Origin of the sequence: Streptomyces sp. NPDC055243, assembly GCF_044544025.1 — a bacterium.
GTDB lineage: Bacteria > Actinomycetota > Actinomycetes > Streptomycetales > Streptomycetaceae > Streptomyces.
Window position 1 is genome coordinate 151,578 of the sequence record NZ_JBITWR010000013.1, and the last position, 14,813, is coordinate 166,390.

The following is a 14,813-nucleotide window of genomic DNA, read 5'->3' on the forward strand; positions in this document are numbered from 1 at the left end:
CCCGGGTCCCTGGCCTATTGGAACGCCCTGCGGTAGGCCTGCGGGCTGACGCCGGCCACGCGCTTGAAGCGGTCGCGGAAGGCGGTGGGCGAGCCGAAGCCGACCTGGACGGCGATGCGCTCGACGGAGTGCCCCGTCGTTTCGAGCAGGTGCTGGGCCTGCCGGATCCGCGTGCGGTGCAGCCACTGCAACGGTGTGCTGCCCGTCTGCTCCCGGAAGCGGCGCAGCAGGGTGCGGGTGCTCATGCCCGCACGGCTCGCGATGTCCTCCAGGGTGAGCTCGCGCCCGGCGTTCTCCTCAAGCCAGCGCAGGAGCGGTTCGAGCTCCGATCCCTGCGGTGTGGGCGGCGCCTCGGCGACGATGAACTGCGCCTGGCCGCCCTCGCGTTCCAGGGGCATCACCGAGAGACGGGCCGCGTCCGCGGCGACGGCGGAGCCGTAGTCCCTGCGGATCAGGTGCAGGCACAGGTCGAGCCCGGCTGCCGCGCCGGCGGACGTCAGGATCTGCCCGTTGTCGACGTAGAGCACGTCCGGGTCGACGTCGATGTCGGGATGGCGTTCGGCGAGGCTCGCCGCGGCCATCCAGTGCGTGGTGGCGCGGAGCCCGGACAGGAGACCGGCCGCGGCGAGCGTGAAGGTGCCCGCGCAGATGGAGGCGATCCGCGTGCCGTCGGCCGCCGCCTTCCGCAGCGCGTCGAGCACCGCGTCGGGGACCGGCCGGGACACGTCGGCGACGCCGGGCACGATGATCGTGTCCGCGTCCGCGAGCCCCTCCAGGCCCCACGGCGCCTGGAGCGTGAACAGACCGGCGTCGATCCGCGGCGCGGCGGCGCAGACCCGCACCCGGTAGCCGGCCCGTCCGCCCGGCAGTCGGGTGCGGCCGAAGACCTCGATGGGGGTGGACAGGTCGAACGGGACGACGGTGTCCAGCGCCAGGACGGCCACGGTGTGCATGGCGGCAACGTACGACACAGCAGCCGTCCCGCCAAGCGCGTGCGCGGCAGATGAGGCCCGGTCGTGCCCCATCGACCTGCCGAGAGGCTGCTGGCGACCGGCCGGGGCAGGCGATGGCGGTATCTGTGCGAAGCCTGTCACTAATGCCACTGGTCGGCGGGCGGATGCGCTGGCTAATCTCGGCGGCCGGGTCCCGATCGGGAGCCGCCAGATCCCCCGTTCTTCGAATCCCGAGGGCCCCGCCGTGACCAAGTTCTTCCTGACGCTGCATGTGCTGGCCGCCATTCTCGCCGTGGGCCCGGTCACCGTCGCCGCCAGCATGTTCCCCCCGGCCCTGCGCCGCGCACAGGCCGACCCGTCGGACGCGTCGGCCCTCGCGTCGCTGCGGCTGCTCCAGCGCATCTGCTCGGTGTACGCGTTCGTCGGCGTCGCCGTCCCCATCACCGGATTCGCGACTGCCGCCAGCCTGGGCGTGCTCGGCAGCGCCTGGCTGATCGCCTCGATCGTCCTCACGATGGCCGCGGCCGTGGTGCTCATCATCCTCGTCCTGCCGCGTCAGGAGGCGGCGCTCGACGCGGTGACCGGGGCAGGAGGCGACGGCGTACGCGGTGAACTGGCCGACGGGGCGGGCGTGGTGGCCGTGCGGGAGCGCACCGGCGCCCAACTCGCCATGTACACCGGCGTGTTCAACCTCCTCTGGGCTACCGTCACCGTCCTCATGATCGTCAGGCCCGGCTCCACGACCGGCGCCTGAACCGGCGGGCGGATCGCTGTTGACCCCCGTGGAGCGCAAGCCCTAAGTTCGGTGAACGTGCGTTCACCAGCGCTTTCCGTACCACGGGGGTATCAGGAATGGTCCGTGCACCACACGCTCAGCAGGCCCTCGACCGGGCCGACCTGCCGTCGGACGCCGTCCTGTACGTGGAGCTGGCGCTCGACACCGCCGAACAGGAGCGGCTGCGGGCCGTCGCGCCGGGCCAGGTCTGGTTCGCCGAACCGGACTCGCAGTCGGCCGACGACGCGCGTGTCCTCGCCGACTCCCACATCGCCATCGGCAACCCGAGGGCGGACTGGGTGGAGAGGGCGCGGCAGCTGCGCTGGTTACAGCTCGCGTCCGTCGGCATCGACCGCTACACCGGCCTCGACTGGCCGACCCTGGGCCGGCGCCTCACCGTCACCAACCTCGGCGGGCTCTTCGCCGAGCCGGTCGCGCAGACCTGCCTCGCGGGCATCCTCGCGCTCTACCGCGGCATCGACGTGCTGGCCGGACTCCGCGCCAGGGAGTCCTGGTCGAAGCTCGACGTACGGCCCGGCCTCCGGCTCCTGGGCGACGCGAACGTCCTGATCCTGGGCAAGGGGTCCATCGCCCTGCGCCTGGCCGACCTCCTCGCGCCCTTCGGCTGCTCCGTCGCGCACTTCGCACGGAGCCGCGGCGACATCGCCACCCGCGAGGAACTCGACGCCAGGCTCCCCGAGTTCGACATCGTCGTGGGCCTCCTGCCGGGCACGTCCGAGACCGCCGACCTCTTCGACCGGCGCCGCATCGACCGGCTGCGCCCCGGCGCGGTCTTCGTGAACGCCGGCCGCGGCACCCTCGCGGACGAGGAGGCCCTGGTCACCGCCCTCGCGTCCGGCCGCCTCGGCGGCGCGGTCCTCGACGTCACACGCGAGGAGCCGCTGCCCGCCGGGCACCCGCTGTGGAGCTGCCCGAACGTCATCCTCACCCAGCACACCGCGGGCGGCTCGCGCGACGAGACGGAGCGGATCATCGACCTGTTCGCGGACAACTGGCGGCGGCTGGCCGGCGGGGAGCCGCTGCGCAACGTCGTGCGGTGGTCCCAGGGGTACTAGAGGGCTGGGAGCAGGTCGGGACGGCATGCGGTCAGAGGAAGTGGAAGCCCGGCCTCGGGTGCATCAGGAAGTCGTGGTGCGAGATGTTCCACGCGTACGCACCCGCCATCGCGAACACCACCCGGTCCCCGGCCCGCAGCCCCGCCACCGCCACCCGCCGGGACAGGACATCCTTCGGGGTGCACAGCTGCCCCGCGAACGTCACCCGCTCCTGCCGCGCCTCGGACCGCGGCCAGGGATGCGGCCACGGCTCGCGCGCCGGAATCACGGTGCAGGGCTGGTCGTGGCCCTTGGCCGCGGGGGTGCGCAGATGGTGGGTGCCGCCGCGCACGACGGCGAACTCCTCGCCGTGGCTCTGCTTCACGTCCAGGACCTCGGTGGCGTACCAGCCGCAGTACGCGGTCAGCGCCCTTCCCGGCTCGATGCGGAGCGTCAGTTCAGGGTGCGCCGCGCAGAGCCGGGCCAGGCCGTCGCCGTACGCGGCCCAGTCGAAGTGGGCTTCGGGGTCGGCGTAGTCCACGCTCATCCCGCCGCCGACGTTCACCTCCGTCAGCCGGATGCCGTGCCGCCGTGCCAGCGCCTGCGACCAGGTCACGATGGACTCGGCGACCGCCAGCTGCCGCTGCGCGTCCAGGCCGCTGGCCAGATGGGCGTGCACGCCGAGCAGATGCAGCTGGGGGAGGCCGCCGTCGGTGAACCGGGCGACCACGGAGTCCGCCTCGGCCGGGTCGATGCCGAACGGAGTGGGGCGCCCGCCCATCGCGAGGGAACTGCCCGCCAACGACTCGGCGTTGAGGTCGAGATTGAACCGGAGCAGGACGCCGACGCGGGTGTGCGGCGTGACGCGGGCGGCGATCGCGGCCAGCATCCCCAGCTCGTACGCGCTCTCCACATGGAAGCGCTCCACGCCGAGTTCCAGGGCGGCCGTGATCTCGTCCGGCGTCTTGCCGGGGCCGCCGAAGGCCAGCGGGCGCCCCGCCACCGCCTTGGCCACATGGGCGAGTTCACCGCCCGAGGAGACTTCGTAGCCGTCCACGTGCGGGCCGAGCGCGGTCAGGATCTCCGGCTCCGGATTGGCCTTGGCGGCGTAGTAGAGCTCGACCTGCCGGGGCAGCGCGGCACGCACGGCGGCGGCATGCGCCTCCAAGGCCGTCACGTCGTAGAGATAGGCGGGCAGTCGGTCCGAGGCCAGGCCGAGAGCGTGGTCACGTACGGCGGGAGTGGGGGCGGTCATCCGGCGGTGCTCCAAGGTGTGTCGGTGCGGGCACCCAGGTCCCGTACGTGCTCGGCGAGCGGAAAGGGGGAGGTGAGACGGACGTACCCCGCGTCCCGGTCGGCCTTGCGCTCCCAGCGGGTGAGCAGGTTGGCCTTGGCGGGCAGCGGCACTCCGGCGAGCAGGGCGCTGAGCCGGGGCGGGCAGCCGTACGTGTCGGCGAACTCCTGCACGGTGGCGCGGACGTGGGACCACAGGGCGGGCTCGGTGTGCGGGTGGAGGTCGGCGAGCGCGGCGAGCAGTTCGGCGACGTGGTTGACCAGGAGGCAGTAGACCACGCGGTCCCAGCCGCGCTGCGCGTCGTACGTCATCGGGTCCGCGACCTCGGGCGGGAGCGCGGCCAGGGTCTGGGCGTGACGCTCGGGGAGGAGCTTGGTGCCCTCCAGGTCGCGGAAGAGGACCTGGGCGGGCATGCCGTCGTCGTCGACGCAGATCAGGACGTTCTGCAGATGCGGTTCGAGCACCAGGCCGTGGTCGAAGTAGGCGGCGAGCACCGGCGGCAGCAGGAGCCGCAGATACGTACGCCACCACTCCAGCGCCCGCTGCGGCCCCGCCCCCGCAAGGAGGCGGGAGATGTGGCCGGGGCCCGTCGGGTACTCGTCCGCCACGGCGGCGGCCAGCAGCGGCGTCGTGCCGGGAAGGAGCCGTCCGGCCAGGCCTTCGCGGACGATGACCCCGAAGCCTTCCAGCAGGGCGAGGTCGGGACGGCCGTCGGGACCCGGGAGCGCCAGGCTGCGGTAGGCGGGCTCGCGGAGCACGGCGCTGCCCGGGAAGCGGGCGGCCAGGTCGTCCAGGGTGCTTTCGAGTACGCGGGTGAGGGCGACGGCGCCCGACAGTTCGTAACTGGCGTTCTTGCGCAGGCAGTTGGTGATGCGGACGTTCAGGCTGAACTTCAGGAAGGTCTCACCGTCGTACAGGGTGCGCACGGACGCGGTGGCCGCGAAGGGGGAGCCGCCGGGACCCAGGTCGACGACGTCCCGGCGGTCCAGGGCGGCGCGCAGCCCCGGGTGCTCCCGCAGCAGGTCGTACTGCCAGGGGTGCACGGGCAGGAGACGGTAGCCGTCCGGCACGGTCCCGAGGCGGTCGAGCGGGGCCGTGGCGCCCGGCCGCGCCGACTCCTCGGCGATCAGGTGCTCCCGTACGGCGAGGTGGCGCAGCGGGAAGGAGGCGGCGGTCTCGGGGGCGTACGCGGACCAGTCGGCGAGGTCGCCGCCGCGGGCCTTGGGGGTGGGGTGGAAGCGGTGGCCGAACAGCAGGGACTGCTCGGACGCGAGGTAGTGCGCGAGCCACTTCGGGGCCGATGCGGTGGAGGTCGCCGGACGGTCGGCGGCGATCGCGGCGCTGACGCCTTCGTGGCTGGAGGCGATCTGCTCCAGGAACTCCTCGTTGCGCACGCCCGTACGCAGCGAGAGCTCGGCGTGCGTGTACTCGGCAAGGCGCGGCCAGTCCACCTCCACCCAGGCCCCGTCACGCTGTTCGGTCACCGGGCCGGTGAAGCGATGGGCGCCCAGCAGGGATGCGCGGCGCAGCGCGACGCGCAGGAGGACTCCGCGGCGCGGCAGCCGGAGCAGGAGCTCGCCGTCGACGACGGCGGTCTGGTGCTCGGGCCCCGAGACCTCGCGCAGCAGACAGTTGAGGAGGGTGTGCGTCACCGCGTGGTCGGCGCTGGGCAGACGGGTGGGCGCGGCGCCCGCGACGGGGGCGCCCGCGATGAGGGCGGCGGACTGGGCGGGCGCCCAGGACGGGGTGGAGAACGTGCCGGTCGGCAAGGACATCAACGGCTCCAGCGGATGCGGGGCGAGCGGCGGAACAGGGCGGGAAGGGTGGCGGCGGCCAGGGCGACCAGGGCGATCGCGGTACCGGTCAGGAGGGGCGCGGGCAGGCCGAGGAGGCTGTTGCCGGCCGCTGCCGCGAGACCGGCGGCGACCGCGCCCCCTTTGGAGACGAGCTCCAGCGTGCCGAACATCCCTCCGGGGGGTCTGCCGTGGGCGCACTCGGCGGCCAGCACGGACAGGCTGACGAGGCCGAGGGTGAGGCCCGCGCCGAGCAGCAGTCGTACGCCGGTGAAGGCGGTGAGCGAGTCGGCGGCGCCGTGCGCGGCCAGACCGAGCGCGATCAGAGCGAACCCGGCGGCGATCCCCTGCATGGGGCGGCGCTCGACGGCCTGGTGCACCCGCAGTGCGAAGAGGAGATAGCACAGGTGCGGCAGGGCGAACAGCGCGCCGGACACGACCGGCGATACACCGGGTATTCGGTCCTCGACCAGCGCGATCAGATACGGGAAGGAGATGACGGTGGAGAAGACGAAGGCGAACTCGAAGGCGTAGAGCGCCCGGAGCGGGGCGAGCGGCACGGCGGCGTCCGGCACCGCGGTCGGCGCCGCATCGCAGAGCGCCGCCGTGGGTTCCGGCAGGGCGGCGAGCATCGCGGCCGCGGCCAGCGGCAGGACGGCCAGCAGGGCGTACTGGCGGTGCGGCGAGATCCACGGGGTCAGTGAGCCGACGACGATGGGTGCCAGCACGAGCGCCGCCCGTGCGGCACCCTGCATCAGGGTGAGCGCCTTGGACAGGCCCGAACCGGTCAGCGCGGCGGCGAGATAGCCGTTGGACGCGGCGAACGTGCCGCCGAGGATGCCCTGCAGCACCAGTGCCGTGACGAACGCGCCGAGGGAGTCGGCCCAGCCGGCGAGCAAGAAGGAGACGGCGAGGCCGAGTTGGGCCCGCAGGAGCAGCCGTTTTCGGCCGAAGCGGTCGGCGGCGCGGCCCCACAGGGGGGCGCCGAGCGCGCCGAAGACGGTCGGGACGACGTACAGGAGGCCGGCCCAGCGGGCGCCGGTGTCGCCCAGTTCGGGGAGGATCGCGGTGAGGTACGGGGGCAGACCGAGCGCGGCGAAGGACGCGACGAAGTAGCAGGCGGCGACGGCGTGGACCTGGCGGCGCCCGAATCCCGAGCCCACGGTCGGGCCCTCCGTAAGGGCGTGCGCCGACGATGCGGTGGCCATCATGAATTCCCCGTCTGCCGCAGGTAATTGGGCCCTGTCGTGTAGTGCTTGTTGATGTCGGCGGCCCCGGAGCGCTCCTTGGAGAGCAGGGTGCCCGCGGTGACCATCGCCTTGACGGGCAGCTCCGCCGCGTCCAGGACGTGCGCCCGCAGCAGCGCGCCCGGCTCGCCGGGGCCCGTGCCGAGGCGCTCGACGGCCTCGGCGAGCCGGGCGCGCACGAGCCGGAGCAGCCGCTCCAGGGGCGCGTGGCCGTGCCGGGCGAGCCCGAAGGCGTAGGAGCCCGCGCAGAGGTGGAGGGTGATGGTGGTGAACACGTCGAGCACGGGCCGATCCCCGTCGACGAAGATCCGCGCGTCGTCGAACTCAGCTGCTTCGGGCGCCTGTTGACCCATGACGTCACGCAGGCGGGCGAGATTGACGCGCGGCCCGTCGTTGTCCTTGAACAACAGCCGCAGCCGAGTGGGGCCGCCCAGGGCTTCCTCGTCCATCACCAGCGAGATGTTCTGCTGGTGCGATTCCAGGGCCACTCCGTAGGCGAAGAGGGTGGTCTGCCAGTCGAAGAGGAGGGTGAGCGTGGCGTCCAGGAGGGCGAGGGGGTCGCCGCCGTAGAAGCGGTCGGCCAGGCGGTCGATCAGGAGCCGGTCACCGCCGGGTGCCGGGCACAGGAGCGCGGCCATCGGCACGACCGCGGCGCCGTCGAGGCCGGCGGGGTAGCGGCGCAGGAGGGCGGCGACGAGTTGGTGCCCGGCGTGGGCGTAGCGGGTCTCGTCCGCGTGCAGGATCACCCCCTGGAACCGGGGTTCGCGGGCGATGACGGCTTCGACCAGCCGTTGCCCGGCAGCGCCGTCGACGAGGGTGCCCGGCTTGATGGTGCGCCGGTTGCGCAGGCCCAAGGTGGCGGTGGCGAGCGGGAGTTTGAGGTGCTGCGCGGGGTGCGAGGCGAGGGCTACGGTGCGCATCGAGAGGGTGGGCACGACGTCGGGCCCGGGCCGGTCGAGCAGCTGGGCCCGCCCCTCGAGCCCCGCTTCCCGCAGCGCGTCGCGCAGGGTTGCGCCCGCGGTCAACGGGTGTACGGGGAGTACGAGATGACTCCCTTCGAGTTCGGGTACGCCCGCCTCGCGGGGTGCAAGCCAGTCGCCGACGTCACCGCCGACGGTGACGGCATCGCGGGGCAGGACGAGCTGGCGCAGCGCGAAAGTGGGGTGGAACTCGGGTGCGTAAGCGCGCAGGTGGGCGACGGAGAGCCCGGAGCGACCGCGCGAGGTCGGATACACCGGATGGTCCGCACGCGCGGCGAGCGTGTCATGGCCGAGCCCACCCGCGAGCCCGGACCAGGCGGCGGGGTCCCCGCCGTACCGCTCGGTGAGCAGGCGCTCCGCCTCGCCCCTCGTCCCGGCATGCAGTCGCATGGCGTCGAGCGTCTGCGCGCACTCCGCCGCGAAGGCATCGAAGCCGCCACGGTCGACGGGGTCGGCGAGATCACGCAGCGCGGACAGGATGCTGCCCGCGTCGGCGAGTTCGCCCCCGTCGGACTCCCACCGCAACAGGGGAAGCCGGGCGGCGTACGTCCCTTGATAGCCGTCCGGTCGGACAGGCATGAGCAGGGCGTCGCCGGGACGCCCGCACGAGCCGGACACGGCCCCGATGACACTCCCGTCCCGCGCCGGTGCCGGACGCACGCCACCGCTCGGGGCCGCCACCCCCGAGCCGCCCGCATCCGGGCCGGTGCCGGGACGGGGCGCGGCGGTGGCGGTGTCGTCGGTGCTTGTGGAGCTTCCGGGTGACGTGACGGGTGGGTTCGCTGTCGGCAGGGCATGAGGGCTGCTCCCGCCCGTGTCCGCACGGTCACCTCCCACCACTGCCACCACGCCCGGCGGAACCGCCATCGGCAGGTCGCCCCCGCCGCTCCCGCCCGCGCCCTCGCCGGGCCGGGGTGCGGGCAGCCTGGGGGCGGCTTCAGTCGGCGCGGAGGCATTCCGCTGCGCCACGGCCGCTCCCGTCACCGGCAGCCTCAGCCACAGGCCGTCCGGGTGGCGGACCGCACTGCTTCGGGTGCGCCACCCCGCCACGTCCTCGCGCAGGAGCGCGCTCAGTACGCGTAACAGGAGCTCACCCTCGACGCCCAAGCCCAAGCCGGAGCCCGAGCCCGAGCCCGAGCCCGTGCCGACGTTCCCACCGTCGGCCGTCGGAGGCGTCCCGCCCGTCAACCGCGTCACGGCGTGATCTCCCAGTGGTTCTCGGCGAGGAAGTCCGCCACGGCCCGGTCCACCGCCGCCTGTTCGGTGCCGGTGGCGCGGACCACGCCCAGGAAGTCGCGGTTGGTGCCGTGGAGTTCGTGATGCTCGCCGATCTCGCGCAGAGGGCGGTACGTCAGCCGTACCCCGCCCACCGTCACTTCGGTCGCGCCCGGCGCGGCCGTCAGCGTTCCGGCTCTCTGCGCGCACGGATAGTCCAGCCGTGCCCGGCCGTCCGTTCGCGCGCCCAGGTCCGTGGGGAGCGGCTCGCCCAGATGCGTACGGAGGATGTGCTCGAAGAGCGGTATGTCCAGGAGCTGGGCGAGGATCAGGTCGCACTGGTCGCCGATGGCGCGGTAGTTGACCTCGATGAGCCGCGCCCGTCCCTCAGCCACCACGAACTCGGTGTGGCATGCCCCGAACCCCACGCCCAGCACGTCCAGTTGGGCCAGGACCTGAGCGGTCACCGCCTCCGGGTGCGCGGGGACGAACGTCAGCCGCTCCTCTATGAAGTACGGCGGCGGCGACACCTCCGTACGGAAGCCGCCCAGGACATGCCGGACGCGGCCGTCGCCGAGCGTCTCCAGGGTGCACAGCTCCCCGGCGAGGTACTCCTCGACGACCAGGGCCGCCCCGGGGCGGCGCGCCTGTATCTCCGCGCACCGCCGCACCAGGTCGCCCGGCGCCTCGACCAGCACCACGTCCTCGCTCGCCACGCCCTCCCGCGGTTTGACCACGCACGGGAACGGCACGTCGAGCGCGCTGAGTTCGGCCGCGTCCTGGCCCGCGGCGAGCTCGGCCGACCAGACCGCGTCGGCGCCCGCAGCCGCGAGATGGCGACGCATCTGCGCCTTGTCCTTGGTGCGCAGGGCCACCCGCCAGTCCTTGCCGGGCAGCCCGAAGTACTCGGCGGCCAGGGCGGCCTGGGTCTGGAGGTGGTCGCTGTTGGTGAAGATCGCGTCGGGGGGATGGTGTGCGGAGATCCGGCTGATGACGGCGCGGAAATCGCGTACGTCGCACTCCAGGATCTCCGGAGTCTCCGGGGATTCGAGGGTCTCCTGGGCAGACCCGTGCCGGTGGGCGTCCGGCTGATCCGTGAGGAGGGTGATCTTGAGGCCGAGCCTGCGCGCGGCGGGCAGAAAGCCTTCGGTGACCGAGTCGGTGGGGTTGCGGGCAAGGACGTACAGCCGCATGGGCGAGTCCACTTCCGGGTGCGTGCGGAGGTGCGTGTGGGGGGTGAGGCGGGGAGGGCGGGCCGGTGGACTGCCCGCCCCGAAGGCGCGAGACCTGCTGCGCCGACCTACTTCGCCGGCAGCTCGACGCCCGTCGCCTTGGCCACGTCCTCAAGGACGTGCTCCGCGGCCTGGACCCCGATGCCCGACATCCACGTCTCGTCCGGGACGGTGAAGACCTTGTCCTTCTTGACGGCCTTCAGGTCCTTCCACACCGGGTTGGACGTGACGTCCTTCTGCTGGGTCTTGTCGGGGGAGTCGGCCACCGTCACGAAGATGAGGTCGGCCTCGGCCTTGTCGATCTGCTCGGGGCTGACGTCCAGCATCGTCGTCTCCGGGTCGGAGGAGTTCTGCGACGCGGGGCGCGTGAGGCCGATGTCGTCGAGGACGATGCCGCTGTAGGCGGACTTCTGGTAGAGCCGGGTCGGGCCCGCGATGAAGCGGACGACCGAGGCCGAGGGCATCTTCCCGTCGTACTTCGCCTTGATGGAGTCGCCCAGGGCCTTGGCGCGCGTCTCGTAGTTCCCCAGCGCCGTGTCGGCCTGGCTCTCCATGCCGAGGGCCTTGGCGTGGACCTTCAGGTTCTCCTTCCAGGGGGAGCCCGTGGTCTCGGTGAAGACGGTCGGCGCGATGGCGTCGAGCTTGTCGTAGACCTTCTCGTGCCGGACCTTCGAGGACAGGATCAGGTCGGGCTTGAGGGAGGCGATGAGCTCCAGGTTCGGCTCCTCCATCGGGCCGACGTCCTTCACCCCGCCGATCTTGTCCTTGAGGTACGAGGGGAAGCCGCCCGCGGTCTTGAAGTGCGGGGAGACCGCGCCGACCGGCTTGACGCCGAGCAGCGTGACGTCGTCCAGCTCGCCGGTGTCGAGGACGACGACCTTCTGCGGCCGTGCGGGGATCTCGGTGCTGCCCATGGCGTGCTTGATGGTGCGCGGGAATCCGGTGTCGGCGGCGGAGTCGGCCTTGCCCTTGTCGTCCTCCTCGGAGTCACCGCACGCGGCGAGCGCGCCGGTGCCGAGGACGACGGTGAGCAGGACGGCACTGAGCCTGCGCGGAAGACTTCTTGTGGTCATGAGGGCTGGATCCCTTGCTGTGAGCGGAGGTTGGAACGGGACGGGCGGGCGGAGACGGGAGAGGACGGGAGGGGACGGGCCGGGCGGGGTGATCAGGCGGGGACGGCCGGATTGCCCGTGGCGCGGCGGGCGGTTCTGCCCTTCGGTACGACCAGTGGGGTGCCGGTCTCCGGGTCGGGGATTACCCGGCAGTCGACGTCGAACACGTCCTTGACGAGTTCCGCGTCGAGTACGTCGGCGGGCGCCCCGGCCGCGGCGAGCTGTCCGTCCTTGAGGACGACCAGGTGGTCCGCGTACCGGGCGGCCTGCCCGAGGTCGTGCAGCACCATCACCACGGTGCGGTCCGCCTCGGTGTGCAGATCGGCGACCAGGTCGAGCACGTCGAGCTGGTGCCGCAGGTCCAGGAAGGTGGTCGGCTCGTCCAGGAGCAGCAGTTCGGTGTCCTGGGCGAGGGCGAGGGCGATCCAGGCGCGCTGGCGCTGGCCGCCGGAGAGCTGGTCGACGCTTCGGTCGCGCAGTTCCGTGGTGCCGGTGCGTTCGAGTGCCTCGTCCACCGCCGCCTGGTCGGTCTTGGACCAGGGGCTGAGGAAGGTCTGGTGGGGGTAGCGGCCCAGGCGTACGAGGGCTTCGACGGTGATGGCCTCGGGCGTCACCGGCTGCTGCGGCAGGAGGCCCATCCGCCGGGCCAGCGTCCGCGCCGCCATCCGGTGGATGTCCGCGCCGTCCAGGGCGACGCTGCCGCCGGCCGGTGCGAGCAGTCGGGTCAGGCCGCGCAGCAGCGTCGACTTGCCGCAGGCGTTGGGGCCGACGATGGCGGTGACGGCGCCGCCGGGCAGCGTGACGTCGAGGCCGCCGACGACGACCTTGTCGCCGTACCGCAGATCGAGCCCGTGCGTGGAGAGCTGATTGGCGGGCGGCTGCGGTGGGGACGTCGGCGTGGACGTCTGCGTGGGGCTCATGCGGCACTCCGGTTCATGCGGCACTCCGGTCGACGGGCCTGCTCTGTCGGATCATCAGCACAAGGAGCCAGGGGGCGCCGAGCGTCGCGGTGACCACTCCGACGGGCAGGCCCTTCACCGGAAGCAGGTGCTGCACGATCAGGTCGGAGGCGAGCAGCAGCACCGCCCCGGCCAGACCGGTGAGCGCCAGCGTTCCCGGCGTCGGCGGACCGGCCACGAACCGCACCAGGTGCGGCACAGCGAGCGCCACGAACGCGACGGGCCCGGTGAGCGCGGCGGCGAGCGATGCCAGCACGATGGCGGTGACGAGGAGTTGGAGCCGCGCGGCCGACGGGTTCAGGCCGAGCCCGCCCGCCGATTCGTCGCCCAGGTCGAGTACGGCCAGCCGCCGCTGGAGCGCGAACGCGGCGACGAGCGCGAGCGCCACCGCGCCTCCTGCGGCCCACACCTCGGTCCACGTCCGCCCGTAGAGCGATCCGGTGGTCCACTGGAGGGCGGAGCCCGCGAGTTCGGCGGGGAAGCGGACGACCATGAGGTTCACCGCGGCGGCCAGGCCCGCCTGGACGGCGAGCCCGACGAGCACGAGCCGGGTGACGGTGATCCCCGAGCGCCAGCCGAACACGCCGAGGAGCAGTGCGGCCAGGAGTCCGCCGCCCAGCGCGGCCACCGGGATCAGCGTCTGGGACGCCCCCGTGGCGAGCAGCACGACGGCTCCGAAGGAGGCACCGCCCGTCACGCCCATCACGTCGGGCGACGCCAGCGGATTGCGGAACACCCGTTGCAGCAGCGAGCCCGCGACGCCGAGCCCGACCCCGGCGACGAGTGCGGCGATCACCCGGGGCGCCCGGAAGTCCTGCACCACCAGCACGTCCGCCGGATCGCCGAGCCCGACCAGGCCGCGCAGCGCGACGGAGGCGGACAGCGGCATCTGACCCGTGGTCAGGGCGAGCGTGACGAGTACGAAGAGGACGGTGAGTCCGACGCAGGCGAGCAGCGCCAGGCGGCGCCGCTGCCGCATCCGCACCCCGGTGGGCGCGGCCTTGGCCTCACGTACGGCGAAGACGGTCATCGGGCCACCTTCCGGGCCAGGACCGCCAGGAGCGGTGCGCCGAGGAAGGCGCTGACGATGCCGACCTCGAGCTCGGAGGGGCGCACGACGACCCGGCCGAGGACATCGGCGGCCAGGAGCAGCAGCGGCCCGGCGATCAGACAGCCCGGCACGAGCAGCCGGTGGTCGGAGCCGACCGCGAGCCGCACCAGGTGCGGGGCGGCGAGCCCGATGAACGCGACGGGCCCGGCGACCGCCACCGCCGAGCCCGCCAGCAGTACGACCGCGATGCCGCCGGCAACGCGGATCCTGGCCACCGGCACGCCGAGCGCCTGCGCCGAATCGTCGCCCAGCGCGAGGGCGTTGAGGGCGGGCGAGATCGCGAGCGCCAGGACCAGGCCGATGACGAGGGTGGGAAGGACCGGCCAGAGCACGTCAAGGGTGCGCCCGGACAGCGAGCCGGCCAGCCAGAAGCGGGCCTCGTCCAGGGTGCGTTCGCTGGCCAGCATCACGGCCTGGGTCCAGGAGAGCAGCACCATCTGGAGCACGACACCGCCGAGCGCCAGGCGCACCGGGTCGAGGTCGCCCGCGCGCCGGGCCAGCATCTGGGCGAGCATCCCGGCCGCGGCGGCTCCGAAGAAGGCGAACCACAAGTACTCGACGGGGCGCGTGAGATGCAGGGCGTAGATCGCGACGACGACCGCGAACCCGGCGCCCGCGTTGATGCCGAGGGTGGTCGGCGAGGCGAGCGGGTTGCGGGTGATGCCCTGGGCGACGGCTCCGGCCACGCCGAGGGCGGCGCCCACGGCGAGCGCGACGACGGTGCGCGGAAGGCGAAGGCCGGTGACCACGATCGCGTCCCGGCCGTGGGCGTCGCCGAAGAGCGCGTCGGCCACGGTGGACAGGGGTACGGGGCGCGACCCCAGCGCCAGGCTCAGGGCGGCGCACAGCACCAACGCGCCGAATCCGGCGAGGAGCAGAGGGATCCGCCGTGTGGAGATGCTGCCTGGCGGGACGGCCCGAGCGATCTTGGACACAGGGTGAGAGTTTAGGTTAGGTATACCTAATGATGTCAACTCGCTGTGAGGGTGGGATCACTCGCGAAGGCAAGGTGCGCGACGCGCCGTTCACGATGCGGCAAGTTGAAGCGAAATAAGGTAAGCCTTACCTAGTTCGCGGTGGACGGGTC

At 72.9% G+C, this 14,813-nt stretch carries 12 protein-coding genes; 2 read left to right on the forward strand and 10 right to left on the reverse strand.

Features of this window, described 5'->3' with window-relative positions:
- Positions 1-14: 14 nt before the first annotated feature.
- Positions 15-953, reverse strand: coding sequence for a helix-turn-helix domain-containing protein (locus ACIGXX_RS32240; RefSeq protein WP_351164367.1), 939 nt, complete (start codon positions 951-953; stop codon positions 15-17).
- A 244-nt stretch (positions 954-1,197) separates the two neighbouring features.
- Here ACIGXX_RS32240 and ACIGXX_RS32245 point away from each other — a divergent pair, with 244 nt between their 5' ends.
- Positions 1,198-1,707, forward strand: a complete 510-nt coding sequence (locus ACIGXX_RS32245; protein ID WP_351164368.1) for a hypothetical protein — start codon at positions 1,198-1,200, stop codon at positions 1,705-1,707.
- Positions 1,708-1,805: 98 nt separating this feature from the next.
- Entirely contained in the window at positions 1,806-2,804 is a 999-nt protein-coding gene (locus ACIGXX_RS32250) for a D-2-hydroxyacid dehydrogenase (protein WP_399980898.1), read from the forward strand.
- A gap of 31 nt (positions 2,805-2,835) precedes the next feature.
- Here the strand turns inward: ACIGXX_RS32250 and ACIGXX_RS32255 are convergent, their stop codons facing one another.
- The 9 genes from ACIGXX_RS32255 to ACIGXX_RS32295 form a co-directional block, all read right to left on the reverse strand.
- Positions 2,836-4,038, reverse strand: coding sequence for a type III PLP-dependent enzyme (locus ACIGXX_RS32255; protein WP_399980902.1), 1,203 nt, complete (start codon positions 4,036-4,038; stop codon positions 2,836-2,838).
- Entirely contained in the window at positions 4,035-5,852 is a 1,818-nt protein-coding gene (locus ACIGXX_RS32260; protein WP_399980905.1) for an IucA/IucC family protein, read from the reverse strand. The genes ACIGXX_RS32255 and ACIGXX_RS32260 overlap by 4 nt, the downstream gene beginning before the upstream one ends.
- Positions 5,852-7,078, reverse strand: a complete 1,227-nt coding sequence (locus ACIGXX_RS32265; RefSeq protein WP_399981057.1) for an MFS transporter — start codon at positions 7,076-7,078, stop codon at positions 5,852-5,854. Before ACIGXX_RS32265 ends, ACIGXX_RS32260 begins: the two co-directional genes overlap by 1 nt.
- Positions 7,078-8,778 carry an IucA/IucC family protein gene (locus ACIGXX_RS32270; RefSeq protein ID WP_399981060.1) on the reverse strand — a complete coding sequence of 567 codons (1,701 nt, stop codon included), beginning with the start codon at positions 8,776-8,778 and terminating at the stop codon, positions 7,078-7,080. The genes ACIGXX_RS32265 and ACIGXX_RS32270 overlap by 1 nt, the downstream gene beginning before the upstream one ends.
- Before the next feature lie 512 nt (positions 8,779-9,290).
- On the reverse strand, positions 9,291-10,505 hold the full coding sequence (locus ACIGXX_RS32275) for an acetyl-CoA carboxylase biotin carboxylase subunit family protein (protein WP_399981063.1): 1,215 nt from the start codon (positions 10,503-10,505) through the stop codon (positions 9,291-9,293).
- Between the two features lie 107 nt (positions 10,506-10,612).
- Positions 10,613-11,617, reverse strand: coding sequence for an ABC transporter substrate-binding protein (locus tag ACIGXX_RS32280; RefSeq protein WP_399980908.1), 1,005 nt, complete (start codon positions 11,615-11,617; stop codon positions 10,613-10,615).
- Positions 11,618-11,709: 92 nt separating this feature from the next.
- Positions 11,710-12,576 (reverse strand): ABC transporter ATP-binding protein, encoded by an 867-nt coding sequence (locus tag ACIGXX_RS32285; RefSeq protein ID WP_399980913.1) that lies wholly within the window; start codon positions 12,574-12,576, stop codon positions 11,710-11,712.
- 13 nt (positions 12,577-12,589) lie between these two features.
- A complete protein-coding gene (locus tag ACIGXX_RS32290; protein WP_361466988.1) occupies positions 12,590-13,645 on the reverse strand; it encodes an iron ABC transporter permease in 1,056 nt (351 codons plus the stop codon).
- Positions 13,642-14,661 (reverse strand): iron chelate uptake ABC transporter family permease subunit, encoded by a 1,020-nt coding sequence (locus tag ACIGXX_RS32295; protein ID WP_361466991.1) that lies wholly within the window; start codon positions 14,659-14,661, stop codon positions 13,642-13,644. Before ACIGXX_RS32295 ends, ACIGXX_RS32290 begins: the two co-directional genes overlap by 4 nt.
- Between the last annotated feature and the right edge of the window lie 152 nt (positions 14,662-14,813).

Excerpts from the sequence above, each read along its gene's own strand:
- ACIGXX_RS32240 (WP_351164367.1), bottom strand. The coding sequence starts at position 953 with ATGCACACCGTGGCCGTCCTGGCGCTGGACACCGTCGTCCCGTTCGAC.
- ACIGXX_RS32285 (WP_399980913.1), bottom strand. The coding sequence starts at position 12,576 with ATGAGCCCCACGCAGACGTCCACGCCGACGTCCCCACCGCAGCCGCCC.
- ACIGXX_RS32255 (WP_399980902.1), bottom strand. The coding sequence starts at position 4,038 with ATGACCGCCCCCACTCCCGCCGTACGTGACCACGCTCTCGGCCTGGCC.
- ACIGXX_RS32265 (WP_399981057.1), bottom strand. The coding sequence starts at position 7,078 with ATGGCCACCGCATCGTCGGCGCACGCCCTTACGGAGGGCCCGACCGTG.
- ACIGXX_RS32250 (WP_399980898.1), top strand. The coding sequence starts at position 1,806 with ATGGTCCGTGCACCACACGCTCAGCAGGCCCTCGACCGGGCCGACCTG.
- ACIGXX_RS32290 (WP_361466988.1), bottom strand. The coding sequence starts at position 13,645 with ATGACCGTCTTCGCCGTACGTGAGGCCAAGGCCGCGCCCACCGGGGTG.
- ACIGXX_RS32275 (WP_399981063.1), bottom strand. The coding sequence starts at position 10,505 with ATGCGGCTGTACGTCCTTGCCCGCAACCCCACCGACTCGGTCACCGAA.
- ACIGXX_RS32260 (WP_399980905.1), bottom strand. The coding sequence starts at position 5,852 with ATGTCCTTGCCGACCGGCACGTTCTCCACCCCGTCCTGGGCGCCCGCC.
- ACIGXX_RS32280 (WP_399980908.1), bottom strand. The coding sequence starts at position 11,617 with ATGACCACAAGAAGTCTTCCGCGCAGGCTCAGTGCCGTCCTGCTCACC.